We start from the raw sequence: 26,020 nt of genomic DNA, 5'->3' as shown, positions 1-26,020 counted from the left end.
CGTCCCCGTTCGGGTACTCCGCCCCGATGACGCCATTGAGCGATCACAACACGCCTCCGAAGAGCGCCGACAGGAACCCGTGCGGCGCTGCTAGGGGAGGGGTCGTCGCAGGCGGTCGAGCCGGGCGCGCCAGGTCGCCAGGCGACCGGGCAGCTCGGCCGGCGCGGGTCCGTCGATCCACGAGGTGACGATGCGGATGCCGTGCAGGGCGCTCACCGCCCAGATCTCGCACCCGTCGAGTTCATCTGGCGTTATCGACTCGTAGTAGACCTCGACGCCCAGCGCGGTGGCGAGGGTGATGACCGAGCGGGCCGTGACGCTGTCAACGCGGTCGAGCTCCGGCGAGGGGGCGCAGAGCACGTCCCCACGCCACCAGAGAATCGCGCTGTAGGCGCCCTCGACCACGAATCCATCTACGGACAGGATCACGGCTTCGTCCGCGCCGATCGCCTGGGCTTCCGTGCGGATGCGCAGCAACACTGCGGTGTCGGGACCCTTCGTGCCCGGCACGGTTCTCGGATCTGCCCCCCGGTGACTCGCGAGCCTCACCGACCGGAAGAGCTCGGGGGCGCTGCGCAGCCGGAACACCGCGAGTGCAGCGCCGCCTCGTACCTGCACCTCGACCCGGGGGAACCAGTCTCCAGAGCGTGGAATCGCCGTGATGGAGGCGTTCCAGAAGGCGTCGAGATCGTCGACGAGGCCCGCTGCCGCCTCGAAGAAGCGGTGGCGATGGAGCTCGAGAGCGAGCGAGGAGCCGCCGGTGACCAGCCAGGAATCCGCGGCAGCGATGCTCGTGTCCGTCATATCGCAGTAATCGAGGAGGTGCAGCTCGCCCTCGTGCCAGCGGTAGACGGTCGACTCGCTCATAGAGTTAGGTTATGCGCCACCGGGTCTACGAATCACCGCTGCCCGGGTGGAGCGAGCCTGCCGAACTCGCCCGCGCACTCTTCGCGGATCGCGCGTCGGCGGTGTGGCTGGACTCCGGGATGCATGCCACGGAGGGCATGAGTTACCTGGGATTCGGCAGGCGCTCGCTCACGGCATCCGTCGCTCGGGGCACGGTGACCATCGCGGGCGAGGCGACCGAGGGCGAGGTCTTCGATGTGCTGCGGGAGGATCTCGCTCTGCATGAACTGCCTCCCTCGACCGGATTCCGGCTCGGGTGGGTGGGCTGGCTGGGCTACGGCCTGGCCGCGCAGACGATGGGCGCGGCATCCGCTCACCAGTCGCGATACGCGGATGCCTCGCTGGTCTTCGTGGACGTGGCCATCGCCTTCGACCATTCGTCGGGCTCGGTGACCGTGCTGGGGCTCGAACGGGCCGCCGTCGAGGAGTTGCTCGCCACCGTGCTGGGGTTGAGCAAGGCTCCTGCCGCCGCGACGGGCAGCGGTCTGCCGCCAGAGGCAGAGGTCGTGTGGGCGGACACCGACGAGGACTACCTGCGGATGATCGGGGCCTGCCAGGCCGCCATCGAAGCCGGCGATGCCTACCAGTTGTGCCTCACGACCGAGGCGAGAGTCGCGGTGACCCCCGATCCGTTCGAGACCTATCTCGCCCTGAGAGCGGCGAACCCGAGCCATCACGGTGCCTTCTTCCGCGCGGGGCAGGTCTCGCTGTTGAGTTCCTCGCCAGAGCTGTTCCTCTCCGTGGCACCGGACGGCACCGTCGAGTCCCACCCGATCAAGGGCACCCGTCGTCGCGGCGAGACAGAGGCATCCGACGCGGCACTCGTGGCAGAGCTGCTCGCGAGCGACAAGGAACGAGCCGAGAACCTGATGATCGTCGACCTGATGCGCAACGACATCGCCCGGGTGAGCGAGGTGGGCTCGGTGAGTGTTCCGCGGCTCCTGGCGGTGGAGACCTACGCTCACGTCCACCAGTTGGTGAGTACGGTGCGCGGCCGTCTCGCGCCGGGGCTGAGTGCGGTCGACGCCGTGGTGGCGTGCTTTCCCGCGGGTTCGATGACCGGCGCCCCGAAACACAGCGCGGTCACCATCCTCGACAGCCTCGAGCACCGTGCCCGCGGCGTCTACGCCGGCGCCTTCGGTTACTTCGGGCTCGACGGCCGGGTCGAACTGTCGATGGTGATCCGCAGCATCCTGCTGGACGCGGAGGGTGCGACCGTCGGATCCGGCGGCGGTATCACGGCGCTGTCGGTGCCCGTGGAGGAACTCGCCGAGGTGAAGCTCAAGGCGGCCGCTCTGCTCGCGGTGCTGGGCGTCCCTTCGGCTTAACTCCGGCGGACCCCGTGGTGGAACGGCGCTGAGTCCGGCACGGCGGGCGCCTCCACCTACCGTGGCCCGGATCACCGGGATCAGGCACGTCCGAATGGCGCCCATCGGGGGGATGCGGTCGCGCACGGCTGGGTTCGGTACCCTTGGACACGGCCGTGGCTAAATCCGGCCGCCTCTGGTGAATTCAATGAATTGAGACTTTCGTGGCAGAAGACCGCACTGCAGCAGACCCGACTGCAGAGGACCGCACCGCAGATCACGGCCCGCGCTACGACGCCGCTGCGCTCCAGGCGAAGTGGATGCCGCGCTGGGACGAGCTGAAGTCGTTCCGCACCGACGATCCCGACGACAAACGTCCGCGCAAGTACATCCTCGACATGTTCTCGTACCCGTCCGGGGACCTGCACATGGGACATGCCGAGGCCTTCGCGCTGGCGGACGTGCTCGCGCGGTACTGGCGCCAGCAGGGCTTCAATGTGCTTCACCCCATCGGCTGGGACTCTTTCGGCCTGCCCGCGGAGAACGCGGCGATCAAGCGGGGGGTCGACCCGCGCGAGTGGACCTACGCCAACATCGCCCAACAGTCGGAGTCGATGAAGCAGTACGCCACCTCGGTGGACTGGGACCGTGAGATCGCGACCAGTGACCCCGAGTACTACAAGTGGAACCAGTGGCTGTTCCTCAAGATGTACGAGAAGGGCCTCGCCTACCGCAAGGATTCCTGGGTCAACTGGGACCCGGTGGACCAGACCGTGCTCGCCAACGAGCAGGTACTGCCCGACGGCACCTCCGACCGCTCCGGCGCCGTCGTCGTGAAGAAGAAGCTCACGCAGTGGTACTTCAAGATCACCGACTACGCCGACCGGCTTCTCGACGACCTCAACCAGCTCGAGGGATCGTGGCCGCCCAAGGTGCTCGCGATGCAACGCAACTGGATCGGCCGCTCGAAGGGCGCGGATGTCGACTTCGTGATCGAGGGTCGTGAGGAGAAGATCACCGTCTTCACCACCCGCCCCGATACTCTCTACGGCGTCACCTTCATGGTCGTCGCGCCGGACTCCGACCTTGCCGCGGAGCTCGTGGCCGGGTCGACGGATGCCGTGCGCAACAGCTTCACGGACTACCTCGTGCAGGTGCAGAAGACCACCGAGATCGAGCGCCAGGACGCGAGCCGGGAGAAGACCGGCGTCTTCCTCGACCGGTTCGCGGTGAATCCGATCAACGGCGAACGCATCCCGATCTGGGCCGCAGACTACGTCCTCGCCGACTACGGCCACGGAGCGGTCATGGCCGTTCCCGCGCACGACCAGCGTGACCTCGACTTCGCCCGCAAGTTCGACCTCCCCGTGCGAGTGGTGGTCGACACCAACCAGCCCGTCACCGGAGCGATCCCGGTGCTGCCGATCAACCCCGAGACCGGCGAGGCCGAGCTGCCCGACGACCTGCCGCCGCTCGATCCCGCTCACACCGGTGTCGCGCTCACCGGCGACGGGCGCATGCTCAATTCGGGATCCCTCAACGGGCTGAGCAAGTCCAACGCGATCAAGCGCATCACCGAGCAGCTGGATGCCGCGGGCAACGGCCGCGCATCGAAGAACTATCGCCTGCGCGACTGGCTCATCTCCCGTCAGCGGTTCTGGGGCACCCCCATCCCGATCTTCCACACGGAAGACGGCGAACTGGTTCCGGTGCCGGAGGACCAACTGCCCGTTCGCCTGCCGTCGACGGAGGGGCTCGACCTGCAGCCGAAGGGGGTGTCGCCTCTCGGCGCTGCCGAGGACTGGGTGAACGCCACCCTGCCCGACGGCAGAGCCGTGCGTCGCGATCCCGACACGATGGACACCTTCGTCGACAGTTCGTGGTACTTCCTTCGCTTCCTCAGCCCGCAGGACGATACCCGTGCCTTCGACCCGAAGGAGGCCGATAAGTGGGCGCCGGTGGACCAGTACATCGGGGGCGTCGAGCACGCGATCCTGCATCTGCTCTACGCGCGTTTCATCACCAAGGTGCTCTTCGACCTCGGTTACGTGAGCTTCACCGAGCCGTTCAGCGCCCTCCTCAACCAGGGGATGGTGCTCTCCGGAGGCTCGAAGATGTCGAAGAGCCGCGGGGGAGTGAACCTCGGCGACGAGATCTCGGCCCATGGTGTGGACGCGATCCGGTTGACCATGGTGTTCGCCGGTCCTCCGGAAGACGACATCAACTGGGAAGACGTCTCTCCCGCCGGTTCGGCGAAGTTCCTCGCCCGCGCCTGGCGCCTCGCGCAGGATGTCACGAGCGCTCCCGAGATCGAGTGGCGCACCGGCGACCAGGCCCTGCGCCGTGTCACCCACCACTTCCTCGCCGAAGCGCCGGGCCTCATCGAGTCCTTCAAGTTCAATGTCGTGGTCGCCCGTCTCATGGAGCTCGTCAATGCCACCCGCAAGGTCATCGACAGCGGAGCGGGGGGAGCGGATGCCGCGGTGCGCGAAGCCACCGAGACCGTTGCCCTCGGGCTCTCGCTCTTCGCGCCGTACACCGCGGAGGAGATGTGGGAGCAGCTCGGCTACCCGCCGCCCGTCGCTCTCTACGGCTGGCGCAAGGCCGACAAGACACTGCTCGTGGAGACCTCCGTCACGGCGGTGTTCCAGGTCGACGGCAAGGTGCGTGACAAGGCGGACGTCAGCCCCAAGATCGACCCTGCCGAGCTCGAGAAGCTCGCGCTCGCATCCGCCGGAGTCGTGCGCGCCGTCGGTGATCGTACGGTGGTCAATGTGATCGTGCGGGCTCCGCGCATCGTGAACATCGCCACCAAACCCTGACGCGACGGCTCCAGTCCTCTGCCGGGGGAGCGGGGGCCGGATTGTCCCCATCCCCGGTCGCCACGGTGAGGTCACGGGCGGATACTTCCTAGCCTTCGGGCATGGATCCGCTTGCCGCCCTCGTCGCGCGCCGACCCGTCCGCGCGCGGGTGGGTGTGGGTGCGGCCATCGTGCTGGTGCTCGTCGGCCTGGGCATCGCGGTGCTCGTGAGCGCGGTGGGCACCGACGGGGCGACACAGTCCGTCGCCCCGACCGCGCCATCCACGCCCGGCGTCAGCGGCGCGCCACGGTCCGCCTCGGGAGGCGTGACCATCTACGTGCACATCCTCGGCGCTGTCGCGAAGCCAGGGCTCTACCTTCTCCGTGACGGGGACCGGGCCGTCGATGCGATCGCGGCCGCCGGCGGGTTCACCCCGGCCGCCGAACAGGCGGGGCTCAATCTGGCGCGAGCGCTCGTCGATGGCGAGCAGATCCTCGTGCCCGCGGTCGGCGAGGCCCCCGTCATCGTGCCGGGGGCCTCTTCCCCGGGCGGCAAGGTCAACATCAACACCGCGGATGAGGCGGCGCTCGAGACCCTTCCCCGGGTGGGGCCCGCCATGGCGAAACGCATCCTGGACTGGCGCGCGAAGAACGGGAGGTTCACCGCCCTCGAAGACCTGATGAGCGTCACCGGTGTCGGCCAGAAGACCTTCGACTCGCTGAAGGACCTCGTGACGCTGTGACCGCCGTGACGCTGTGACGGCCGTGACGCTGTGAACGTCGATCTTCGACTCGCGGTGCCGACCGTTGTCGCCTGGGTGGTCGTCGGGGTGCTGGTGGCAACACCGCAGCTGCTCCCCGGCTCGGCAATCCTCTTCTGGGTAGCGACCACCCTGACCCTCCTGGCATCTGTCGCCACGCGCGGCCGCCGCCGCGCCGTGCTCGTCGGCGTTGTCCTCGCCCTTGCCGCCAGCGCGCTGCTCACCAGCGTCGCGGCGACCAGAGCCCCGAGCCGATCGCCGGAGGTGCTGCTCGAGGCGGCCAAGGCTGGTCGTTTCATCACCGCCACGGCGGTGGTCACCGAAACGGTGCCGGCACTAGGCCAGGGTGTCGCGGGTAAGGCGATGTTCTCCGCCACGCTGAATTCGGTGACCATCGCCGGTCACACGCTGTCTCTCGATAGCCCGGTCACGGTCTTCGCGGTTCCCCCGCCCACCACGATCGGTATCGGAGCCACCGTGAAGCTTGCGGGTACCGTCTCGGCAACGGAGCCGACAGATCGGGTCGCATTCCGCTTCTTCGCCGATCGCGGAGTCCGCCTCGAGTCCGCCTCGCCCTCGTACCTCGACTGGGCGAATGGTCTTCGCGCCCGGTTCCGGGATGCCGCGGCAACACTCCCGGGCGACGGTGGAGACCTGCTCCCGGGCCTCGCCATCGGGGACACCAGCGCCGTCGGCACCGCACTCGACGGCGCGATGAAGGTGACGTCGCTCAGTCACCTGACGGCCGTCTCCGGCGCCAATTGTGCTGTCGTGATCGCTCTGGTCATGCTCGGTGGTGCGTCGATCGGTCTACCGCGGGGCTGGCGGATCGGCCTGTCGGTGGTGATCCTCGTGGGCTTCGTGGTGCTGGTCACCCCCGAGCCGAGCGTGCTGCGGGCCGCGGTGATGGCGGCTCTGGTGCTCGCGGCACTCGCCCGGGGACGTCCGGTTCGCGGCATCCCGATCCTGGCGCTCGCGAGTCTCATCCTGCTGGCGACCGATCCGTGGCTCTCCCACAGCTATGGCTTCATCCTCTCCGTGCTCGCCACCGGTGGACTGCTGACCCTCTCCGGACCGCTCACGCGGCTGATGTCGCGTTGGATACCGCTCTGGCTCGCGGCGGTGCTCTCCATCCCGCTCGCCGCACAGCTGGCGTGCCAACCGGTGCTCATCCTGCTCAACCCGAGCATTCCCACCTACGGCGTGTTCGCCAATGTGCTCGCCGAGCCCGCCGCTCCGGTTGCCACCGTGCTCGGATTGATCGCCTGTGTGCTGCTTCCGGTGTTGCCTGCTGTCGGGAACCTCGTCGCGGCGATCGCGTGGCTGCCGGCGGCCTGGATCGCCTCCGTCGCAACTTTTTTCAGCGGCCTGCCGGGCGGGTCGCTTCCCTGGGTGCAGGGCACTCCCGGGCTCGCCTCCATCGCGGTCATCACTGCGTTACTCCTCGTGGTCGTGCTTGCGCCGCCCGGTCGTCTGTGGCGCAGGTTCGCGGTGATCGCGCTCGCCCTGGTGTTGGTTGCGGCTGGAGGTATCGCGGCGGGTGATTCGCTGAGGCAGCGTCTCTCGAGACCCGAGAACTGGCAGATCGCGGCCTGCGACGTCGGCCAGGGCGATGCGGTGCTCGTTCGCAGCCAAGGGCAGATCGCTCTCATCGACACGGGTCGCGATCCGAAGCTGTTACGGCGTTGCCTCGACGAACTCGGCATCTCCCGCATCGACCTTCTGCTGCTCACCCACTGGGACTTTGATCATGTTGGCGGTACCGCCGCCGTGTTCGGGCGCGTCACCCGGGCGATGACCGGCCCGACCGACGGATCTCCGGCATCGGGCATCGGCGCGCAGCTCGCGCAGCACGGGGCCGCCGTCAGCCAGGTGAGCCAGGGACTCACGGGCCGGTTGGGCGAGCTCGGGTGGGAGGTTTTGTGGCCACGGGCCCGGCTGGGCTCGGTCGAACCCGGCAACGACGCCAGCGTGACACTGCGGTTCACCGGGCTCGGGGAGTGCGCGTCTGGATGCCTCTCGTCTCTGTTTCTCGGCGACCTCGGCGATCGACCACAGGCCCTGATGATGGCGGCCAATCGCATCGGTCCGGTGGATGTCGTGAAGGTGGCGCACCACGGTTCGGGCGACCAGAACCCGAAGCTCTACGCGGCGCTGCACGCGACTGTGGGAGTGATCGGCGTGGGCCTCGACAACGGCTACGGGCATCCGACCGACAGACTGCTCGGCATCCTCGCCGACAGTGGCACTGTTGCGACCCGCACGGACCTCGAGGGGATGGCACTGTTGGCGCCGGCCCCGGGAGGGGGCGTGACCGTCTGGACTGAGCATCCGATGCCGGAAGGGAAGGCGACCTCTCGCTAGACGGCCCTTCTGGTGTCGGCTTCTCAGGTGTCGGGCTCTCGCCAGTCGGCGTCTCGCTAGTCGGTCCGAGCGTCGGTGGGGTCGCAATAAACTGGGGCCGACAGCCCTTCAGGGCGAAGAAGTTCAGGGAGCGCAGTGGCAGGCAGGGCAGTGGCAGGCAGGGCAGCACCGAAATCCGCATCTCCGGCAGGGAAGGTTGTGGTGTCGATCCCGCAGCTGGGCTGGGACCGTGTGCGACCGGCGAATGTCGTGCTCGTCTCCGGCACGGAGGATTTTCTCGCCGAACGCGCCATCCGCATGCTGCGCGAGATCCTCAAGGCGGAAGATCCGAGCCTCGAGATCAGCGACCTCGAAGCGGATGCCTACGGACCGGGTGAGCTCATCACCATGGCCAGTCCCTCGCTGTTCGGCGAGCCGCGCCTGATCCGGGTCACCGGCGTAGAGAAGTGCACTGATGCCTTCATCGCCGAGACGCTCCAGTACCTGGAGTCACCGGCCGATGACACCTATGTCGTGCTGCGGCACGCCGGCGGAGTTCGGGGCAAGAAGCTGCTCGACGCCATCCGCGGCGGGCTCGGCAACGGTATCGAGATCGTCTGCACCGAACTCAAGAAAGACTCCGAGAAGCTCGACTTCGCTGCGGCGGAGTTCGCGATCGAGAACCGCCGCATCACGAGCGGTGCCCTGCGCGCGCTCACCGGGGCCTTCTCAGACGATCTCGCCGAGCTCGCGGCCGCCTGCCAGCAGCTGATGGCCGACGCGAGCGAGGAGATCACCGAAGTAACAGTCGAGAAGTACTACTCGGGCAGGGTCGAGACCAACGCTTTCCGGGTCGCGGATGTCGCGATCGCGGGCCGTCGCGGTGAGGCGCTCATCCTGCTTCGCCACGCCCTCGCCTCCGGTGCCGACCCGGTGCCGATCCTCGCCGCCTTCGCCAGCAAGTTGCGCACCATGGCGAAGATCTCCGGCGCACGCGGAGGATCCGGCCAGCTCGCCCAGCAGTTCGGACTCGCGCCCTGGCAGGTGGATCGCGCCCGTCGGGACCTGCAGGGGTGGGACGATCGCGGCCTCGGCCGGTGCATCGAACTGCTCGCCGAGACGGATGCCGCGATCAAGGGTGCCGGTCGCGATCCGGTCTTCGTGCTCGAGCGTCTCGTCGGCGTGATCAGCACCCGCGGCACCTCCTAGCAGGCACGCAAAAAACCCGCCACCGCGAACGGTGACGGGCTTCTGACGAAAACGCTTAGAGTGCAGCGACCTGCTTGGCGATGGCCGACTTGCGGTTCGCGGCCTGGTTCTTGTGGATGACGCCCTTGCTTGCGGCCTTGTCGAGCTTCTTCGACGCGAGCGCGAGCGCGGTGGCGGCCTTGGCGGCGTCGCCGGCGACGATGGCCTCACGCGCGGTACGCACGGCGGTCTTGACCTCGCTCTTCACGGCCTTGTTGCGGTCCTGGGACTTCTTGTTGGTTCCGATGCGCTTGATCTGCGACTTGATGTTTGCCAATGTCTAACTTTCTCTGTGGTTCGAACGGTTGAGGGCAGCCGCGAACCGGTTCCAGTGCTGGGGGATCCGGGCTGCGATTCGCGAAACCATTCGGGTACCAAATGTCTCGCGCAAGCCAACCATCAACGATACCAGTGCGTCAGCGATCCGGCAACGCGGCGCGGGAGCGTGTCGGGTGGCGCCCATCGAGGATTCCCAGCAGGAGGCGAGCAGTGTCCATCGGGCGGCGGAAACGGGCGGCTAGGCGCACCCCGCGCTGTCGCACGAGCCGGTGATCGGCCGCAGCGGACAGGAAGGCGCGCTCCTGCATCCGGAACCGGTCGAACTGTCCGTTGAGCAGCCACACCGGCACCTGCAGTCGCGAAAGCGCGGCACCGGTCTCGAGAGCGTCGAGCTGGCGGAGGGTGTCGGCGAAGTGCTCGGAGGGGGCGACACCGCCGGAGGATCCGGCCCGCACGAAGGTGGAGGATGCCGCACTGCTCACTGCCGCGCCGCTGTCGGGAAGCATGTGGTGGGTCGTGGTCGAGGCGATGCGGTAGCTGTCGAGAACCCAGCTGAGCGCCTAGGTGCCACAGCCGATGGCGACGACACCGCCGACCGTGCCGATCAGGGACCCGCACTCCACGGCGAGATGACCGCCGAGCCCCCGGCCGACGACGAACACCGGCGCGGTGCCGAGGGAGCGCGCGGCATCCGCAACGGTCACCAGGGACTCGCCGATGGAGAAGGGTTCGCCGATGCGAGTCCCGTGGCCGGGAAGATCGACCGCCACAACGGCATGCCCATGAGCCTCGAGGATGTCGCGCAGCACCGACCACTCGGCGCTCGAGCCGCGGAGGCCGTGGACGAGCACGACGGGGGTGGGCATTTCACGATGCTAACGGCTCCGGCTGGGGTAATAGCCTGACAGTATGCCGTCACTCTCCCCGCACATCGCCGCCGTTCCACCGTCCGGCATCCGGCGCATCTTCGAGATCGCCCTCGAGCTGGACGATGTGATCTCCCTCGCGGTGGGGGAGCCGGACCGCGCGGTTGCCGCGCACATCCTCGCGGCGGGGGCACAGGCGTGGCGCGACGACCTCACGAGCTACTCCGCAAACGGCGGCATCCCACCGCTGAGAGCTGCCATCGTGGAGAAGTTGGCCCGGGAGAACGGCATCGAGGTGGATGTCGAGCGCGTCTGGGTGACCCTCGGCGCCACGCAGGGGCTGTTCCAGGCGATGCGCCTCCTGCTCTCCACCGGTGACGAGGTGCTCGTGCCCGATCCCGGCTACACCACGTTCACCATGAACGCCCGGCTGCTCGAGGCCGTACCGGTGCCATACTCCCTGCGCCCGGAGCACGGTTTCGCTCCCGATCTCGACGAACTCGAGCGACTCGTGACGGACCGCACCCGTGTCATCATCATCAACTCCCCGTCGAATCCGCTCGGTGTCGTGTTCGACGAGAGTCAGTTGCGCACGCTTCTCGAATTCGCCCGCCGCCACGACCTCTGGGTACTCAGCGACGAGGTCTACGAATATTTCACCTACAGCGCCCCGCATGTCAGCATCGCCAGCCTCGATACCGATGATCGGGTGTTCAGCGTCTTCTCCCTCTCCAAGACCTACGCGATGACGGGGGCTCGCATCGGCTATCTCGTTACCCCGCCCGGTCTCGCCGCCGTCATGCGAACGGTTCAGGAGGCATCGATCAGCTGTGTCGGGATGCCGGACCAATACGCCGCGGTCGCCGCGATCACCGGCGATCACCAGCACGTGGCCGACTCGCGCGAGCACTATCGCGCCAACCTCGAGGCGGCGTGCGCGCTGCTCGACTCCCGCGGCATCCGTTACCAGCGGCCCGGCGGCGCCTTCTACCTATGGGTGGATGTCTCGCACGCGAGTGGCGGTGACGTCGCTGCCTGGGCCGAACACTTTCTGCTCCACGACCGGGTCGCGGTCGCGCCGGGCAGTGCTTTCGGGCGGTCCGGAGAGGGCTGGATCCGGGTGTCGCTCGCTGCCGACCAGGCCGTGCTGCTCGAGGGGCTCGGGCGACTGCCGGCACCGTAGGGATTGGCCGCGAGCAACCCGGGGGTTAGCCCCATGGTCGCCGGATCCGCTGTTTTCTAGCCTGAAGTGACACCGATCACCCCTGGAGAGAACATGACCACCCCGTCCATCGACACCACCCCGACCATCGACACCACCCCGTCCATCGACACCACCCCGGCGCCCACGCAGGAACAGGCCGTTCCGGCCACAGCAGCCGACCCATCCCGAAGCCTCGGGATCATCAGCCTCGTGCTCGCGATCGCCTCGATCGCTTTCGGTTACACGCTGATCGTTCCGATCGCCGCTATCGTCGTCGGTTCGATCGGGCTCAACCGTGAACCTGCAGGTCGCAACTTCAGTACCTGGGGCATCATCGTCGGAGCGGTGTCCCTCGCGCTTCCGGTGCTCGCGCTGGCGTTCGGTCTCGCATTCCTTGGTCCACTGGGAGTCTTCGCGGCGTTCTTCGGACAGTAACGAGCGCACGCCGACCGGCGCCCGCATCCCGGTCGACGCGCGTCGTGGGAGAATTGTGCGACCCCACGGTACTGATACGAAGGATTTGCGTGAGCCCCAGAGCATTGAAGGCCCTCGAGCCGGCTTCGACCGACCCCGCCTTCATCCGCAACTTCTGCATCATCGCCCACATCGACCACGGCAAGTCCACGCTGGCGGACCGGATGCTGCAGATCACCGGCGTCGTGAGCGACCGGGACATGCGTGCCCAGTACCTCGACCGCATGGACATCGAGCGCGAACGCGGAATCACCATCAAGAGCCAGGCCGTGCGGATGCCGTGGGAGCTCGACGGCCAGACCTACGCGCTGAACATGATCGACACCCCCGGCCACGTGGACTTCACCTACGAGGTCTCTCGCTCGCTTGCGGCCTGCGAGGGGGCGATTCTGCTGGTGGATGCCGCGCAGGGCATCGAGGCCCAGACCCTCGCCAACCTCTACCTCGCGCTCGACAACGACCTCACGATCATCCCGGTGCTCAACAAGATCGACCTCCCGGCCGCCGACCCGGAGAAGTACATCAAGGAGATCGTCGGCCTGCTCGGCTGCAAGCCGGAGGACATCCTGCTCGTCTCCGGCAAGACCGGTGTCGGCGTGCCGGAGCTGCTCGACCGCGCGACCCGCCTCATCCCGCCGCCGGTGGGCGACCCGACCGCGCCCGCGCGCGCGATGATCTTCGACTCCGTCTATGACGCCTACCGCGGAGTCATCACGTACGTGCGCATGATCGACGGGGCACTGAAGCCGCGCGAGAAGATCATGATGATGAGCACCAAGAGCGCCCACGAGGTGCTCGAGATCGGTGTCAGCGCTCCCGAGCCGACCCCGACCAAGGGACTCGGCGTCGGCGAGGTCGGCTACCTCATCACCGGCGTCAAAGACGTGCGACTCAGCAAGGTGGGTGACACCGTGACGAGCTTCATGAAGCCAGCGACCGTCGCCCTCAAGGGCTATTCGGAGCCGATGCCCATGGTCTTCTCCGGCATCTACCCGATCGACGGCTCGGACTATCCGGTGCTGCGCGAGGCCCTCGACAAGCTCAAGCTCTCGGATGCCGCGCTGGTCTACGAGCCCGAGACCTCCGTCGCGCTCGGTTTCGGCTTCCGCTGCGGATTCCTCGGACTGCTGCACCTCGAGATCGTCACGGAACGGCTCGAACGTGAGTTCGGCCTAGACCTCATCGCAACGGCACCGAGCGTGATCTACCAGGTCACGACCGACGACAAGAAGACCGTAACGGTCACCAACCCGAGCGAGTTCCCTGGCGGAAAGATCGCCTCGGTGAGTGAACCCGTGGTGAAGGCATCCATCCTCACCCCGAAGGATTTCGTCGGCACCGTGATGGAACTCTGCCAGGGCCGTCGCGGCACCATGCAGGGCATGGAATACGTGGGAGAAGACCGGGTCGAGTTGCACTACACGATGCCGCTCGGCGAGATCGTGTTCGACTTCTTCGACCAGCTGAAGAGCCGCACGGCCGGCTACGCGAGCCTCGATTACGAACCGACCGGCGACCAGGATGCGGATCTCGTGAAGGTCGACATCCTGCTGCAGGGCGAGGCGGTGGATGCCTTCAGCGCCATCGTGCACCGCGACAAGGCCTACGCCTACGGCGTGCTCATGACGGAGCGGCTCAAGAAGCTGATCCCGCGGCAGCAGTTCGAGGTGCCGATCCAGGCCGCCATCGGCGCTCGGATCATCGCCCGTGAGTCGATCAGCGCTATGCGCAAAGACGTGCTTGCCAAGTGCTACGGCGGTGACATCACCCGCAAGCGCAAGCTCCTCGAGAAGCAGAAGGAGGGCAAGAAGCGCATGAAGATGGTGGGTCGCGTCGAGGTTCCGCAAGAGGCGTTCATCGCGGCGCTCAGTGGCGACACGGAGACCAAGAAAGAGAAGTAGCGCTGTAGGCCCTCAGGATTCGTGGATGAACGTGCCCATACGAAGCAGCCGTCCGAACGATTCACCGCCTGCTTCCGCGTCCCCTGCCATGGGCTCGCCGCCTAGATGGTGAATCGCTGCAGCAGTGATGTCGAAGCCTCCAAGGTTTCTTGCTATGGCGTTCGACTCGTACATCACGAGCGAAGGGAGAGCCTCGTTCCCGTGAAGGACTATTGCGGCTGAGGACAGCTCAGGCGCTGTGAGCGTGCCTTGTGAGGTCTCAAGGCTGCGCAGCACTGCCTTGTGAATCGATGGCGCTTTCCGCGCAAGCGCGAACAATGCTCCCATCTTGCGAGAACGCCACTCCTCGGTCTCCAGCATGAACAGCACTTGGGCTTCCGATGCAGCGTGGGCGAGCTCGACGATTTTGGGGGCAAGTGAAAGCCCATCACGCCTGAACTTCAGGTAGAACGGCGCTGTGTACTCGCGCCGTACTTTCTCAATCTCGTCGTTACTGAGCACGTGAGGAGCATATTCTTCGCCCCTCTCGCTACGTTTCGAAATGCAGGAAGCGCTGTGAGGAATATTGAATAGTGGGACCCAACTATCCAACTGGCAACAACCGGTCCTGCATTTCGCACTAGTGGTGGCCCGGGCCGATGGACCTCGACGGGCGAAACGCAACCCGGCAGATTGGCCGCTGGGCCGAGCGAACGTGGTGATCCCCGACACGAGACCAATGACAACAAAGAGGGCGACAGGAGAGGCTCCTTTGTGAGTCGGCACAGCGTTCGTGACCGAATGACGACGGGCGCAGTACGCTGCGAACATGAGCGATTACCGTCCCCCCGTGTCCGATCTTGCCTTCGTCCTCGAGCACGTGGTGGGGTATCCGCAGGTTGCCGCACTTCCCGGCTATGAGCACGCCGATCTCGACACCGTCGTCGGCCTGTTGGAAGACTGCGGCGACTTCATGGTGAAGGTCGTTGCTCCCACCAACCAGCCCGGGGATGTCGAGGGCGCGCAGCGCGATCCCGACGGCTCTGTCCGCACTCCGGCGGCCTTCAAGTCCGCCTATCGCCAGTACGTCGATGCCGGGTGGGGCAGCGTGCCGTTCCCCGAGGAGTTCGACGGTGGCGGCTTCCCGTGGTCCGTCGGCCTCGCCATCCAGGAGATGCTCGGCTCGTCGAACATGGCCTTCGCGCTCTGTCCCCTGCTCACGCAGGGAGCCATCGACGCCCTCCTGCACTACGGAGACGACGCGCAGAAGAACACCTACCTGCCCAAGATGATCAGCGGTGAGTGGACCGGCACGATGAACCTCACCGAACCGCAGGCGGGGTCGGATGTCGGGGCGCTCACCACCCGCGCCGTTCCCAACGGCGACGGCACTTATGCGATCACGGGACAGAAGATCTACATCACCTACGGCGAGCACGACCTCTCCGAGCAGATCGTGCACCTCGTGCTCGCGCGTACCCCGGGAGCCCCGGCCGGCACCCGCGGGATCTCCTGCTTCATCGTGCCCAAGTTCCCCGTGCACGAGGACGGTTCGCTCGGCGAGCACAACGGCGTCAGCTGCCTCTCGATCGAGCACAAGCTCGGCATCCACGGTGCCCCGACCTGCGTGCTCTCCTACGAGAATGCGACGGGATACCTTATCGGCGAAGAGAACCTCGGCATGCGCATCATGTTCGTCATGATGAACAGCGCCCGGCTCTCTGTCGGCACCCAGGGCCTGTCCATCGGGGAGCGCGCCTACCAGGGCTCACTCGCCTACGCGCAGGACCGCACCCAGGGCAAGGCGATCGGAGCCACCGTCGATTCGCCCATCATTGACTTCCCCGACGTGCGCCGCATGCTGATGACCCAGAAGGCGTATCTCTCGGCCCTCCGCCGTCTCGTACTGTTCAACGCAGTGCAGATCGACCTCAGCACCCACTCCACCGACGAGGCGGCCCGGGTGCGCGCATCCGAGATCGTTGGCCTGCTCACTCCGATCAGCAAGTCCTTCGGCACGGACCTCGGTGTCGAGCTCACCTCGCTCGCCCTGCAGGTCTACGGCGGCATGGGGTACATCGAGGAGACCGGCGCGGCCCAGCACTTCCGCGACGTCCGCATCACTCCGATCTACGAGGGCACCAACGGCATCCAGGCCGCGGACCTCGTCGGCCGGAAGCTCGCGGTGCGGAGTGGGGCATCCTTCCTCGAATTCATCGCGACCATGCGCGAGATCGACACAGAACTCGCCGACGCCGGGGACGCCTTCGAGACGATCCGGGTGCAGCTCCGCACCCAGCTCGACTCCCTCGAGGCGGCGACCGGATGGATGCTGCGCACCGGCCAGTCCGACCCGAACGCCGTGCTCGCCGGCTCGTCCCCGTACCTCCGCATGTGGGGACTCACCGTCGGAGGCTGGCTGATGGCGCGCTCGGCTCTCGCCGGCGAGGCCACCGGCGACGAGGACCTCGCCGACACCCAGCTGGTGCTCGCTCGCTTCTATGCCGAGCAGCTGCTTCCGCAGGCGGCGGGACTCTTCGGCGCAGCCACCGGGGGAGCGCGGGACCTGTTCGCGCTGGATGCCGACCAGCTCGCCGGGCGAGTCCGGAGCGGCTCGATCGGCTAGACGACTGTCCTCCCGGGGCACGTCGACGGGCGTGGCGCCGATAGAATTGCGCCATGCCCGCTTCAGCCGCCTCGACGATCCGGTTTCGTTAGATGCCTGCGAAGCTGCCGCTCTGGGAGCGGCCCGTCACCTACGCGAGCGTCGGAGCGACCCAGTCGGCCGACCTGCTCACCAAGTCACCCTCGGGCTATCGGCCGTTCCGTCAGCGCATGAGAATCGGCCACGGCGACGCGCGCTGGGACTACGCCTGGACCGAAGTGATGTCCTGGGGCATCCAGCGCAATAGCGGATTCCGTGTCGACGTGGCGGATGTTCCGGCCGCGGTCAGCGACCAGACCTACGTGCCCGTGGCCTTCGATGAGGCCGGTGCGCCGGTGGCGGACACGGTCGCCGGGGACGAGGTCGTGTTCGGTTCCGACGGCGCCCCGTTCATCGTGCCGGGCGACTCTGTCGTGCTCGGCATCCCCTTCGGACCGTTCCAGGTGACCGCACCAGCGCGGGTGGTCTACGTCGTGAACGAGTTGAATCGCCGGGGTTTCGCCTACGGCACCCTTCCCGGGCATCCCGAGAGCGGCGAGGAGTCCTTCATCGTGGAGCAGACGGAGGACGGATCGGTCTGGCTGGAGATCAGCGCGTTCTCGCGGCCGGCCAATGCGTTCTGGTGGCTGGTCTACCCGGTGCTCCGCTTCTCGCAGGCCTACTACACCCGGCGGTACTTCGAATCACTGTCCGGCGCGCTCTCGCCGACCACCGGGGCCTGATGCCGAGCGCGCTACCGCTCGCCGATCCGGCGCCGTCCGATGGCGCGCTGCCCGAATCCGTCACCGTCGGTGCCGCCGAACGCAACTTCGGGGTGTATCTCCATGTGCCGTTCTGCCGGGTGCGCTGCGGGTACTGCGACTTCAACACCTACACCTCCGACGAACTGCGCGGAGCCAAGCGCACGGACTATGCCGGCCAGGCGATCGCCGAGGTCGCACTCGCCCGGGACATCCTCGATCGAGCGGGGCTCCCGAGCCGGAAGGCATCCACCGTCTTCTTCGGCGGGGGCACACCAACCATGTTGCCGGTCACCGATCTCACCGCGATGCTGGCGGCGGTCGACCAGACCTGGGGGTTGGCGCACGGCGCGGAGGTCACGACCGAGGCGAACCCCGATTCGGTGGATGCCGCCTACCTCCGTTCCCTCGCCGATGCGGGTTTCACCCGCGTGTCTTTCGGCATGCAGTCGGCCGTGCCGCACGTGCTCGCGACTCTCGAGCGCACTCACGACCCCGAGCGGGTGCCGCTCGTGGTGCAGTGGGCCCGCGACGCCGGACTGGAGGTGAGCCTCGATCTCATCTACGGCACGCCGGGCGAGTCCCTCGACGATTGGCGAGTGTCGCTCGAGCACGCCATCGCCCAGCATCCGGACCATCTCTCCGCCTATTCGCTCATCGTGGAAGACGGCACGAAGCTCGCGCGGCAGATCCGGCGCGGCGAAGTAACGCAGCCCGACGAGGATCTGCAGGCAGACATGTACGAGCTGGCGGACGAGTTGCTCGGTTCCGCCGGCTATGGCTGGTACGAGGTGAGCAACTGGGCGCGCGAGTCATCGGGAGACTTCGCCGAGCACCGGTCGCGGCACAACCTCGCCTACTGGCAGGGTCATGACTGGTGGGGGATCGGTCCCGGGGCGCACAGCCATGTCGGCGGGGTGCGCTGGTGGAATGTGAAGCATCCCGCGGCCTATGCCGACAGGATCGGCGCCGGTCTGTCTCCCGGTGCCGGGCGAGAGACCCTCGACGACGAGACCCGACGGGTGGAGAGTGTGCTCCTCGGCACGCGGATTCGGGAGGGACTGGTCATCGCCGAGCTCCCGGCGAGTGCACGCACCGCCGTTGCCGGGCTTATCGGAGACGGACTCGTGGACGGGGCATCCGCCGTCCGTGGTTCGCTCGTATTGACCCTGCGGGGACGCCTGCTCGCCGATGCCGTGGTGCGAAGGCTGCTCGAGTAGCCCTAGGCCGAGATGAACTTCACCGCAACTGGGTAGGTGTACCACTCGCCCCGGTTGGCGGCGATCGCGGCGATGATGCTGAACACGATGTCGAGCACGGCGACGGCCAGGATGATGATCGCGCCGACGAACAGCCAGAGGGTGAACAGTCCGACGACGTAGCCGAGAAGAACGGTGAGTTGGAAGTTGAGAGCCGTGCGGGTGTGTTCGCGAACGAACGGACCGCGGTCGCGCAGTACCAGATAGCCGATCAGTGCCGGCAGGAAGTGGAAGAAGATCCCGCCGAGGTGAACGAGCATCGCCCAGAGTTTCTCGTCGCTCGGGCTGAATGGCGTCGGCGTCTGGTAGGGGTTCGGCGTGGTTTCTGACATGCGCCCATTAAACACACAAGCCCGGCCGCGCGCGGCCGGGCTTGTTGCGGAGTTGACTACTTGATGAGGCGGATGGCGAAGGGGTAGCGGTACGCGATACCGTCCTTGGCCTTGGTGAAGCCGATGATCGAGAAGATGATCGAGACGATCGCCGCAGCGAGAGTGATCAGGAATCCGATGACGATGACGCTCAGGATCGATCCGACGATGTACGCCGCCACCATCGTGATCTGGAAGTTCAGGGCCTCTTTGCCTTCGCTGTTGGTGAAACGACCGCGGTCCTTGAAGACGAGCCAGATGATCAGCGAGGGCAGGAAGCCGATGATTCCCCCGAGGTGTGCGAACGACGCCCACTGGCGGTCCTCAGCCTCGGTGAGGGGCGCAGCCGGTTGCGGTGCAGCCGGCGTGGAGAGGGGGTCGGTCATGTGCAGAGCCTTTCGGTGAGCGGATCGATCCTGCGAGCTGGCAAGGAAAGACTTCGGGCGGTGTCTCGCTCGGCCCTCGGCTGAGGGCACTGCACGAGCACATGCATAAGGTAGCGCCCTCCTCGCCATGCATGCAATGCCTTCGTCGGGGTGTGTCACGGTACAATTGGCAGTCTGAACACGCGAGTGCCAAGTGTGGGCAGGGTGAAGCAACAGTGGCGGCGAGAGCGGGGTGGTGAGCATGGTGTCGGAGCGAGGCCTCGACGTGCTGCGCGTCATCGTGCAGGACTACGTCGCATCCCGCGAGCCGGTGGGATCCAAGTCGATCGTGGATCGCCACTCGTTCGGAGTCTCGGCAGCCACCATCCGCAACGACATGGCGCTGTTGGAAGAGGAAGAGCTCATCGCGGCGCCGCACACCTCGTCCGGTCGCATCCCCACCGACAAGGGCTACCGCGTCTTCGTGAACCAGCTAGCCGATCTGCGACCGCTCAGCCCGGCACAGCGCACCGCGATCGAGACCTTCCTCGGATCATCCGCAGATCTGGACCAGGTGCTCGGGCGTACGGTGCGGTTGCTGTCGCAGCTCACCAACCAGGTCGCGCTCGTGCAGTACCCCTCGCTGTCGCGCTCGCGCATCCGTCACGTCGAACTCGTCCGCCTCGCCTCGTCTCGCGTCATGACCGTGCTGATCACGGACACGGGCCGGGTGGAGCAGCGCTTGCTCGACGTCTCGGACGAGCTGGAGGAGGGCTTTCTCTCCCAGCTCGGATCCCGGCTGAATGCCAGTCTGGGCGGCCTCGGGCTCGCGGAGGCCGCCGAGAAGCTGGCCCAGCTGCCCGAGCAGTTTTCGCCGGCGGAAGCCCCGGCCGTCGGCCGCATCGCCTCCGCACTCATCGAGCAGGTCCTCGCCAACCGCCACGATCGGCTGGTCATGGCCGGAACCGCGAACCTGGTGCGCACCGAGGAAGACTTCAGCGGCAGCATCTACCCTGTTCTCGAGGCGATCGAGGAGCAGGTGACGCTGCTGCGGCTGTTCGGCGAGATGGAACCTGACCAGAACGGCTTCTCGGTGTCGATCGGCAAGGAGAATGCCTCCTTCGGCCTGGGGGAGACCTCGGTGCTGACCACCGGTTACGCCACCTCCGGTGGGGAAGTGTCACGCCTCGGCGTGATCGGCCCCACCCGCATGGACTATTCGAACAACATCGCGGCCGTGAGAGCTGTCGCCCGCTACCTGTCCCGCCTGCTCGGCGAGGACTGAACACCAAAGGGAATTTGATTGGCTGACCACTACGAAGTACTCGGTGTCGACCGCAGCGCGACGACCGATGAGATCAAGAAGGCGTACCGTCGCCTCGCGCGGGAACTGCATCCCGACGTGAACCCGGGGGCGGATGCCTCGGAGCAGTTCAAGCTCGTCACGCACGCCTACGACGTGCTCTCCGACTCGCAGCAGCGCCAGCAGTACGACCTCGGGCCCCAGACCGGCTTCGGTGGACAGGGTGGGCAGGGCTTCGGCGGCTTCGGCGACATCTTCGAGTCGTTCTTCGGCGGCGGGCAGACCCGCGGGCCACGTTCGCGCCGCGAACGCGGACAGGACGCCCTCGTGCGCGTGGAGGTCGACCTCGCAGAGATCATCTTCGGCACGACCCGCGACATCGAGGTGGACACCGCAGTGCTCTGCGAGACCTGCGACGGCTCCTGCTGTGCGCCGGGGACCACCCCGGTCACCTGCGACATCTGTCACGGCAGCGGGCAGATCCAGCGCACCGTGCGCAGTCTGCTTGGCAATGTGATGACATCGAGCCCGTGCGGCACGTGCCGCGGCTATGGCACCGTGATCCCCAACCCGTGCCCCACCTGCCAGGGCCAGGGTCGCGTTCGGGCCCGCCGAAGCATTCCGGTAGACATCCCGGCCGGGGTCGACACCGGACTTCGCCTGCAGATGCCCAACCAGGGTGAGGTCGGCCCGGCCGGTGGCACTTCCGGTGATCTCTACCTCGAGATCAAGGTGCGCCACCACGACGTGTTCAGCCGCAACGGTGATGACATCCTCGCCACCCTCGAAGTGCAGATGACGGACGCCATCCTCGGCACCAAGACGACGCTCAAGACGCTCGACGGCGAGGTCGCGGTCGACATCCGGCCCGGCACCCAGAGCGCCGAGGTCATCACGATCAAGGATCGCGGTGTGACCCACCTGCGTGGTAGCGGCCGAGGTGACCTCAAGATCGGGGTGCAGGTGACGACCCCGGTGAAGCTCAGTCACAAGGAGCAGGACCTGATCAAGCAGTTCGCGACCACGCGCAGGGCGGCGGCTCCGACGCTCACGCACTTCCAGCAGGGGCTGTTCCAGAAGCTGCGCGACCGGTTCCTCAACATCTGATCGCATGGCCCACTTCTACCTGAGCGAGGAGCTGGCCTCCGCGACCGTCGGTGACCGGATCACGGTCGGGGGAGCGGAGGCGCGGCACGCCGTCACGGTGAGCCGCATCGCCGCGGGCGAGTCGATCTCGATCGGCAACGGAGCGGGCCTGATGATCTCGGGCACGGTGGTCTCTGCGGAGCACACCGAATTCGTGGTCGAGGTTTCGACGGTCGTCGACACCCCTCCGGCCTCGCCGGCGATCTGGCTCGTCCAGGCGCTCGCGAAGGGTGACCGCGACGAGCAGGCGGTGCAGCAGGCCACCGAGCTCGGGGTCGATGGGGTCATCCCCTGGTCTGCCCAGCGCTCGATCGTCAAATGGGAGGGTGCGAAGGTGCGCAAGGGGCACGACCGCTGGAGCGCGATCGTGCGGGAGGCCAGCAAACAATCGGTTCGGTCGTGGGTACCGGAAGTGGGCGATCTCGCCTCCCTCTCCGTGCTCGTCGCGCTGGCGAAGGTCACACGGATGCTGCTACTGGAGCCCACCGCCCCACTCGCCCTCAGTGCACTCGAGCCCGACGACCGGGACGTGGTGCTCGTCGTCGGGCCCGAGGGCGGTATCTCGCCCTCGGAGCTCGCCCGGCTCGAGGCCGCTGGCGCGACATCCGTGCGGCTCGGTGGCACGATCCTGCGCACCTCCACCGCGGGTCCTGCCGCCGTCGCGGTGCTCAATGCGCGGATCGGGCGCTGGTAGCGAACGCTCATCCGCGGGTCGGCGGCGTCGTTTACCCTTGGAACATGTCGACTACAGCCGAACCTTCGCTCTTCTCGCGCATTGCCGCGCGCGAGATCCCGGCGGATATCGTCTTCGAGAACGAGCGGATCATCGCCTTCCGGGACATCGCCCCCAAGGCGCCCGTGCATCTGCTCGTGGTGCCGAAGACCGCGGAGTTCGCCAACGTCACCGAACTGGCCGCAGCGGACCCTGCACTTCTCGCGGAGGTCGTCGCGGTGGCGCAGCAACTCGCGGACGAGCACTGCGACGGTCAATACCGACTCGTCTTCAACACCGGTGCGCAGGCCGGACAGACCATCTTCCACGTTCACGCCCACCTTCTCGGTGGAACCCTCACCGAAGGAACCCTTGGCCAGTAGCGATCTCACAGCACCGACTCCCGAAGAGCGGTCCGCGCAGCATGTCGTCATCCGTGTCGATGGGGTCGCGATGGTGCGACTGCTCGGCCCGCAGGATCGGCTGCTGAGGACCATCGAGCGGCAGTATCCGCAGGTCTCCGTGCTCGTGCGCGGAAACGAAATCACCCTGGACGGCGATGCCCGACAGGTCGCCGCCGCAGCGCGGCTGGTAGAGGAGCTGGTGCTGATGGTGCGCAGCGACCGTGAACATGGAGAGAATGTGCTCGACGAAAGAAGCGTCACCGAGTCCGCGAAGATGCTCGCGAGCGACCAGCGGGTGAGCCCGGCCGAGCTGCTGAGCCAGGCCATCCTCACCAGCCGGGGCAAGAGCATCCGTCCGAAGACCCTCGGGCAGAAGGAATACGTCGACGCGATCGACGAGAACACCATCGTCTTCGGCATCGGCCCGGCGGGCACCGGCAAGACCTATCTCGCGATGGCGAAGGCCGTACAGTCGCTGCAGCGTAAAGAGGTCGAACGGATCATCCTCACCCGGCCAGCGGTCGAAGCGGGTGAACGCCTCGGCTACCTGCCCGGCAGTCTCACCGACAAGATCGACCCCTACCTTCGCCCGCTCTACGACGCCCTCAACGAGATGATGGATCCGGAGGTCGTTCCCAAGCTGCTCGCCGCCGGCACCATCGAGGTCGCCCCCCTCGCCTACATGCGCGGCCGCACGCTCAACAACGCGTTCATCGTGCTCGACGAGGCACAGAACACCACTCCCGAGCAGATGAAGATGTTCCTCACCCGGCTCGGACACGGCTCGAAGATGGTGATCACCGGCGACATCACCCAGGTGGACCTGCCGGCCGGTGCCAGCGGCCTCCAGCTCGTGACGCGGGTGCTCGACGAGATCGACGAGATCCATTTCTCGCGCCTGACCAGCGAGGATGTGGTGCGCCACAACCTCGTCGGCCGCATCGTCGACGCCTACACCAAGTACGATGCAGAGCGGCAGGCACAGCGCTTCGACCGGGAACAGGGGGGTCGATCGTGAGCATCGAGATCAACAACGAGTCGGTCATCCCGGTGGATGAGGTTGCGTTGCAGCGACTGTCCATCTATGCGCTCGACCACCTGCACGTGCACCCCGACGCCGAGCTCGCGATCGTGCTCGTCGACGAGGGAGCGATGGAACAGCTTCACCTCCAGTGGATGGACGAGCCCGGCCCCACCGATGTGCTCAGCTTCCCGATGGACGAACTGCGGCCGGGCACCGAGGAGTCCATGACTCCGGCCGGCCTCCTCGGCGACATCGTGCTCTGCCCGCAGGTCGCTATCTCCCAGGCGGAGACCGCGGGGCACAGCCCACTCGACGAGATGTTGCTGCTGACCACCCACGGCATCCTGCACCTCCTCGGTTTCGATCACGCCGAACCGGACGAGGAAAGGGAGATGTTCGGCATCCAGCGCGAGATCCTGGCCGGATTCGCCCTCGCCGAGCGACGATCGAAGTAGTCTCGCCATGATTCCGCTCTTCGTCAGCGTGGCTGCCCTGCTGGTGATCTTCGGCGGACTCCTCGCCGCGGCCGACGCCGCCCTCAGTGTGTTGTCGCGCGCCGACCTCCTGGAGATCGCCTCGACCTCACGCGCCCGGAAATCCCTCGTCGCAATAGCGGCGGATGTCGGGGCGCACGTGAACGCCGTCAACTTCATGCGGGTGGTCGCCGAGACCACCGCCGCCGTGCTCGTCACGCTCGCGTTCGCCTACGTGTTCACCGAATGGTGGTGGGCGCTGCTCGCCTCCGCGTTCATCATGACCGTCGCATCCTTCGTGCTCGTCGGGTCCAGCCCGCGCAGCGTCGGAAGGGTTCACGCCCGTGCGGTGGTGCGGGTGAGCGCGTGGACGGTGCACGCGATTCGCCTGTTCCTCGGTCCGGTGGCCGCCGCCCTGGTCGCGATCGGAAACCGGGTGACTCCGGGCAGGACCGCGACCTTCTCGTCGGAGGAGCAGCTGCTGAGCATGGTGGATGAGGCCACAGAGCTCGACGTGCTCGAGGAAGACGATCGCGAACTCATCCACTCCATCTTCGAATTCAGCGACACGGTCGTGCGTGAGGTGATGATCCCGCGTACCGACATGGTGACGATCGACAGTGACGAATCGATCGGCGCGGCGATGGGGCTCTTCCTCTCTCGTGGCGTCTCCCGGGTGCCCGTGATCGGGGTGGATGTCGACGAAGTGATCGGCGTGCTCTACCTGCGGGATGTCGCCCGGCTGAGCTACGAGCGCCCCAAGGGGCTCGACACGGTGACTCTCGACTCGCTCGTACGCCCCGCCCTGTTCATTCCCGAGTCGAAGAAGGCGGATGACACGCTGCGCCAGATGCAGCTCGAATCCAATCATCTCGCGATGGTGGTCGACGAATACGGCGGCATCGCCGGTCTCGTGACCCTCGAGGACCTGATCGAGGAACTGGTCGGCGACATCTCGGACGAATACGACCACGAGGTGATCGAGATCGAAGATCTGGGCGACGGCCGCTTCCGGGTGAGTGCGCGCCTTCCGGTCGACGAACTCGGGGAGCTGTTCGAGCTCGACCTCGATGACGATGACGTCGATTCGGTCGGCGGGCTGATCACGAAGGCGCTCGGTCGCCTTCCGCTCGCCGGCTCTGTCGCGACCATCTCCGGTCTCATCCTCACCGCCGAGCGCACGGAGGGACGGCGCAAGCGGCTGAGCACGGTGCTCGTCGAGCGGGACCAGGCCCTCAGCGATGCCATGGCCGCGTTCAACCCGCCGAAGTCGAAGGAATCGAAGCCAAAGGACGCGAAGCCGAAGGAGCTCAAGGAGCCGAAGCCTCGGGAGCACAAGGAGTCGAAGCCGAAGGAGTCGAAGCCGAAGGAAGCGAAGCCCAAGGACGCGAAGCCGAAGGAATCGAAGCCCAGCGATTCGAGGGCCAGGGAGTCGGAGCCCGAAGAGGCGAAGACCACAGTATCCACATCAACAGAAGACGGTGATTGA

General features: G+C 66.7%; 25 protein-coding genes. 18 read left to right on the top strand and 7 right to left on the bottom strand.

Features of this window, described 5'->3' with window-relative positions; all coding sequences use genetic code 11:
• Window positions 1-90 precede the first annotated feature (90 nt).
• The gene (locus tag VLI63_RS02170; protein WP_409155273.1) at window positions 91-867 is read right to left on the bottom strand and encodes an aminotransferase class IV; all 777 of its coding nucleotides are present in this window, start codon (window positions 865-867) and stop codon (window positions 91-93) included.
• An 11-nt stretch (window positions 868-878) separates the two neighbouring features.
• Between VLI63_RS02170 and VLI63_RS02165 the strand changes: the two genes are divergently transcribed.
• From VLI63_RS02165 to holA, 5 genes are all read left to right on the top strand, one after another.
• The gene (locus VLI63_RS02165; protein ID WP_409155272.1) at window positions 879-2,234 is read left to right on the top strand and encodes an anthranilate synthase component I family protein; all 1,356 of its coding nucleotides are present in this window, start codon (window positions 879-881) and stop codon (window positions 2,232-2,234) included.
• Between the two features lie 203 nt (window positions 2,235-2,437).
• On the top strand, window positions 2,438-5,035 hold the full coding sequence (gene leuS, locus VLI63_RS02160; RefSeq protein ID WP_409155271.1) for a leucine--tRNA ligase: 2,598 nt from the start codon (window positions 2,438-2,440) through the stop codon (window positions 5,033-5,035).
• A gap of 101 nt (window positions 5,036-5,136) precedes the next feature.
• A complete protein-coding gene (locus tag VLI63_RS02155) occupies window positions 5,137-5,757 on the top strand; it encodes a helix-hairpin-helix domain-containing protein (protein WP_409155270.1) in 621 nt (206 codons plus the stop codon).
• Window positions 5,758-5,787: 30 nt separating this feature from the next.
• The gene (locus VLI63_RS02150) at window positions 5,788-8,139 is read left to right on the top strand and encodes a ComEC/Rec2 family competence protein (protein WP_409155268.1); all 2,352 of its coding nucleotides are present in this window, start codon (window positions 5,788-5,790) and stop codon (window positions 8,137-8,139) included.
• Between the two features lie 198 nt (window positions 8,140-8,337).
• Window positions 8,338-9,327, top strand: coding sequence for a DNA polymerase III subunit delta (gene holA / locus VLI63_RS02145; protein WP_409155266.1), 990 nt, complete (start codon window positions 8,338-8,340; stop codon window positions 9,325-9,327).
• A 55-nt stretch (window positions 9,328-9,382) separates the two neighbouring features.
• On the opposite strand, the gene rpsT is transcribed toward holA, so the two are convergent.
• The 3 genes from rpsT to VLI63_RS02130 form a co-directional block, all read right to left on the bottom strand.
• Window positions 9,383-9,643, bottom strand: a complete 261-nt coding sequence (gene rpsT, locus VLI63_RS02140; RefSeq protein WP_185200841.1) for a 30S ribosomal protein S20 — start codon at window positions 9,641-9,643, stop codon at window positions 9,383-9,385.
• 139 nt (window positions 9,644-9,782) lie between these two features.
• Window positions 9,783-10,151 (bottom strand): hypothetical protein, encoded by a 369-nt coding sequence (locus tag VLI63_RS02135; protein ID WP_409155264.1) that lies wholly within the window; start codon window positions 10,149-10,151, stop codon window positions 9,783-9,785.
• A 54-nt stretch (window positions 10,152-10,205) separates the two neighbouring features.
• A complete protein-coding gene (locus VLI63_RS02130; RefSeq protein ID WP_409155263.1) occupies window positions 10,206-10,511 on the bottom strand; it encodes an alpha/beta fold hydrolase in 306 nt (101 codons plus the stop codon).
• 43 nt (window positions 10,512-10,554) lie between these two features.
• Here VLI63_RS02130 and VLI63_RS02125 point away from each other — a divergent pair, with 43 nt between their 5' ends.
• The 3 genes from VLI63_RS02125 to lepA all read left to right on the top strand — a co-directional run bounded on the left by VLI63_RS02125 (window position 10,555) and on the right by lepA (window position 14,090).
• A complete protein-coding gene (locus tag VLI63_RS02125; RefSeq protein WP_409155262.1) occupies window positions 10,555-11,694 on the top strand; it encodes a pyridoxal phosphate-dependent aminotransferase in 1,140 nt (379 codons plus the stop codon).
• Between the two features lie 93 nt (window positions 11,695-11,787).
• Window positions 11,788-12,150 (top strand): hypothetical protein, encoded by a 363-nt coding sequence (locus VLI63_RS02120; protein WP_409155261.1) that lies wholly within the window; start codon window positions 11,788-11,790, stop codon window positions 12,148-12,150.
• An 89-nt stretch (window positions 12,151-12,239) separates the two neighbouring features.
• Entirely contained in the window at window positions 12,240-14,090 is a 1,851-nt protein-coding gene (lepA, locus tag VLI63_RS02115) for a translation elongation factor 4 (protein ID WP_409155259.1), read from the top strand.
• A 12-nt stretch (window positions 14,091-14,102) separates the two neighbouring features.
• Here lepA and VLI63_RS02110 read toward each other — a convergent pair whose 3' ends face one another.
• On the bottom strand, window positions 14,103-14,591 hold the full coding sequence (locus tag VLI63_RS02110) for a hypothetical protein (RefSeq protein ID WP_409155257.1): 489 nt from the start codon (window positions 14,589-14,591) through the stop codon (window positions 14,103-14,105).
• A gap of 307 nt (window positions 14,592-14,898) precedes the next feature.
• On the opposite strand from VLI63_RS02110, the gene VLI63_RS02105 reads away from it, so the two are divergent.
• From VLI63_RS02105 to hemW, 3 genes are all read left to right on the top strand, one after another.
• Window positions 14,899-16,695, top strand: a complete 1,797-nt coding sequence (locus tag VLI63_RS02105) for an acyl-CoA dehydrogenase (RefSeq protein WP_409155255.1) — start codon at window positions 14,899-14,901, stop codon at window positions 16,693-16,695.
• Window positions 16,696-16,787: 92 nt separating this feature from the next.
• Window positions 16,788-17,456 (top strand): DUF1990 family protein, encoded by a 669-nt coding sequence (locus VLI63_RS02100; RefSeq protein WP_409155253.1) that lies wholly within the window; start codon window positions 16,788-16,790, stop codon window positions 17,454-17,456.
• Window positions 17,456-18,694 (top strand): radical SAM family heme chaperone HemW, encoded by a 1,239-nt coding sequence (hemW, locus tag VLI63_RS02095; RefSeq protein WP_409155252.1) that lies wholly within the window; start codon window positions 17,456-17,458, stop codon window positions 18,692-18,694. The genes VLI63_RS02100 and hemW overlap by 1 nt, the downstream gene beginning before the upstream one ends.
• A gap of 2 nt (window positions 18,695-18,696) precedes the next feature.
• Here hemW and VLI63_RS02090 read toward each other — a convergent pair whose 3' ends face one another.
• Together VLI63_RS02090 and VLI63_RS02085 are read right to left on the bottom strand one after the other, a co-directional pair.
• Entirely contained in the window at window positions 18,697-19,065 is a 369-nt protein-coding gene (locus VLI63_RS02090) for a DUF4870 domain-containing protein (protein ID WP_185200835.1), read from the bottom strand.
• Window positions 19,066-19,121: 56 nt separating this feature from the next.
• Window positions 19,122-19,490, bottom strand: a complete 369-nt coding sequence (locus VLI63_RS02085) for a DUF4870 domain-containing protein (protein ID WP_409155250.1) — start codon at window positions 19,488-19,490, stop codon at window positions 19,122-19,124.
• 241 nt (window positions 19,491-19,731) lie between these two features.
• On the opposite strand from VLI63_RS02085, the gene hrcA reads away from it, so the two are divergent.
• Genes hrcA through VLI63_RS02050 form a run of 7 tightly spaced genes read left to right on the top strand, consistent with a single transcriptional unit; the run spans window position 19,732 to window position 26,020 of the window.
• Window positions 19,732-20,754, top strand: a complete 1,023-nt coding sequence (hrcA, locus tag VLI63_RS02080) for a heat-inducible transcriptional repressor HrcA (protein ID WP_354575882.1) — start codon at window positions 19,732-19,734, stop codon at window positions 20,752-20,754.
• Window positions 20,755-20,772: 18 nt separating this feature from the next.
• The gene (gene dnaJ, locus VLI63_RS02075; protein ID WP_409155249.1) at window positions 20,773-21,879 is read left to right on the top strand and encodes a molecular chaperone DnaJ; all 1,107 of its coding nucleotides are present in this window, start codon (window positions 20,773-20,775) and stop codon (window positions 21,877-21,879) included.
• A 4-nt stretch (window positions 21,880-21,883) separates the two neighbouring features.
• A complete protein-coding gene (locus VLI63_RS02070; RefSeq protein ID WP_409155248.1) occupies window positions 21,884-22,612 on the top strand; it encodes a 16S rRNA (uracil(1498)-N(3))-methyltransferase in 729 nt (242 codons plus the stop codon).
• 44 nt (window positions 22,613-22,656) lie between these two features.
• A complete protein-coding gene (locus VLI63_RS02065; RefSeq protein WP_409155247.1) occupies window positions 22,657-23,013 on the top strand; it encodes an HIT domain-containing protein in 357 nt (118 codons plus the stop codon).
• Window positions 23,003-24,052, top strand: a complete 1,050-nt coding sequence (locus VLI63_RS02060; RefSeq protein WP_409155246.1) for a PhoH family protein — start codon at window positions 23,003-23,005, stop codon at window positions 24,050-24,052. Before VLI63_RS02065 ends, VLI63_RS02060 begins: the two co-directional genes overlap by 11 nt.
• Window positions 24,049-24,513, top strand: coding sequence for an rRNA maturation RNase YbeY (gene ybeY / locus VLI63_RS02055; RefSeq protein ID WP_409155245.1), 465 nt, complete (start codon window positions 24,049-24,051; stop codon window positions 24,511-24,513). Before VLI63_RS02060 ends, ybeY begins: the two co-directional genes overlap by 4 nt.
• A 7-nt stretch (window positions 24,514-24,520) precedes the next feature.
• Window positions 24,521-26,020, top strand: a complete 1,500-nt coding sequence (locus tag VLI63_RS02050) for a CNNM domain-containing protein (protein ID WP_409155244.1) — start codon at window positions 24,521-24,523, stop codon at window positions 26,018-26,020.

The sequence above is a fragment of the Lacisediminihabitans sp. H27-G8 genome, from assembly GCF_046156175.1.
Lineage (GTDB): Bacteria > Actinomycetota > Actinomycetes > Actinomycetales > Microbacteriaceae > Lacisediminihabitans.
The sequence above is the reverse complement of the archived record's forward strand: the minus strand, read 5'-3'. Positions and strand labels throughout refer to the sequence as shown.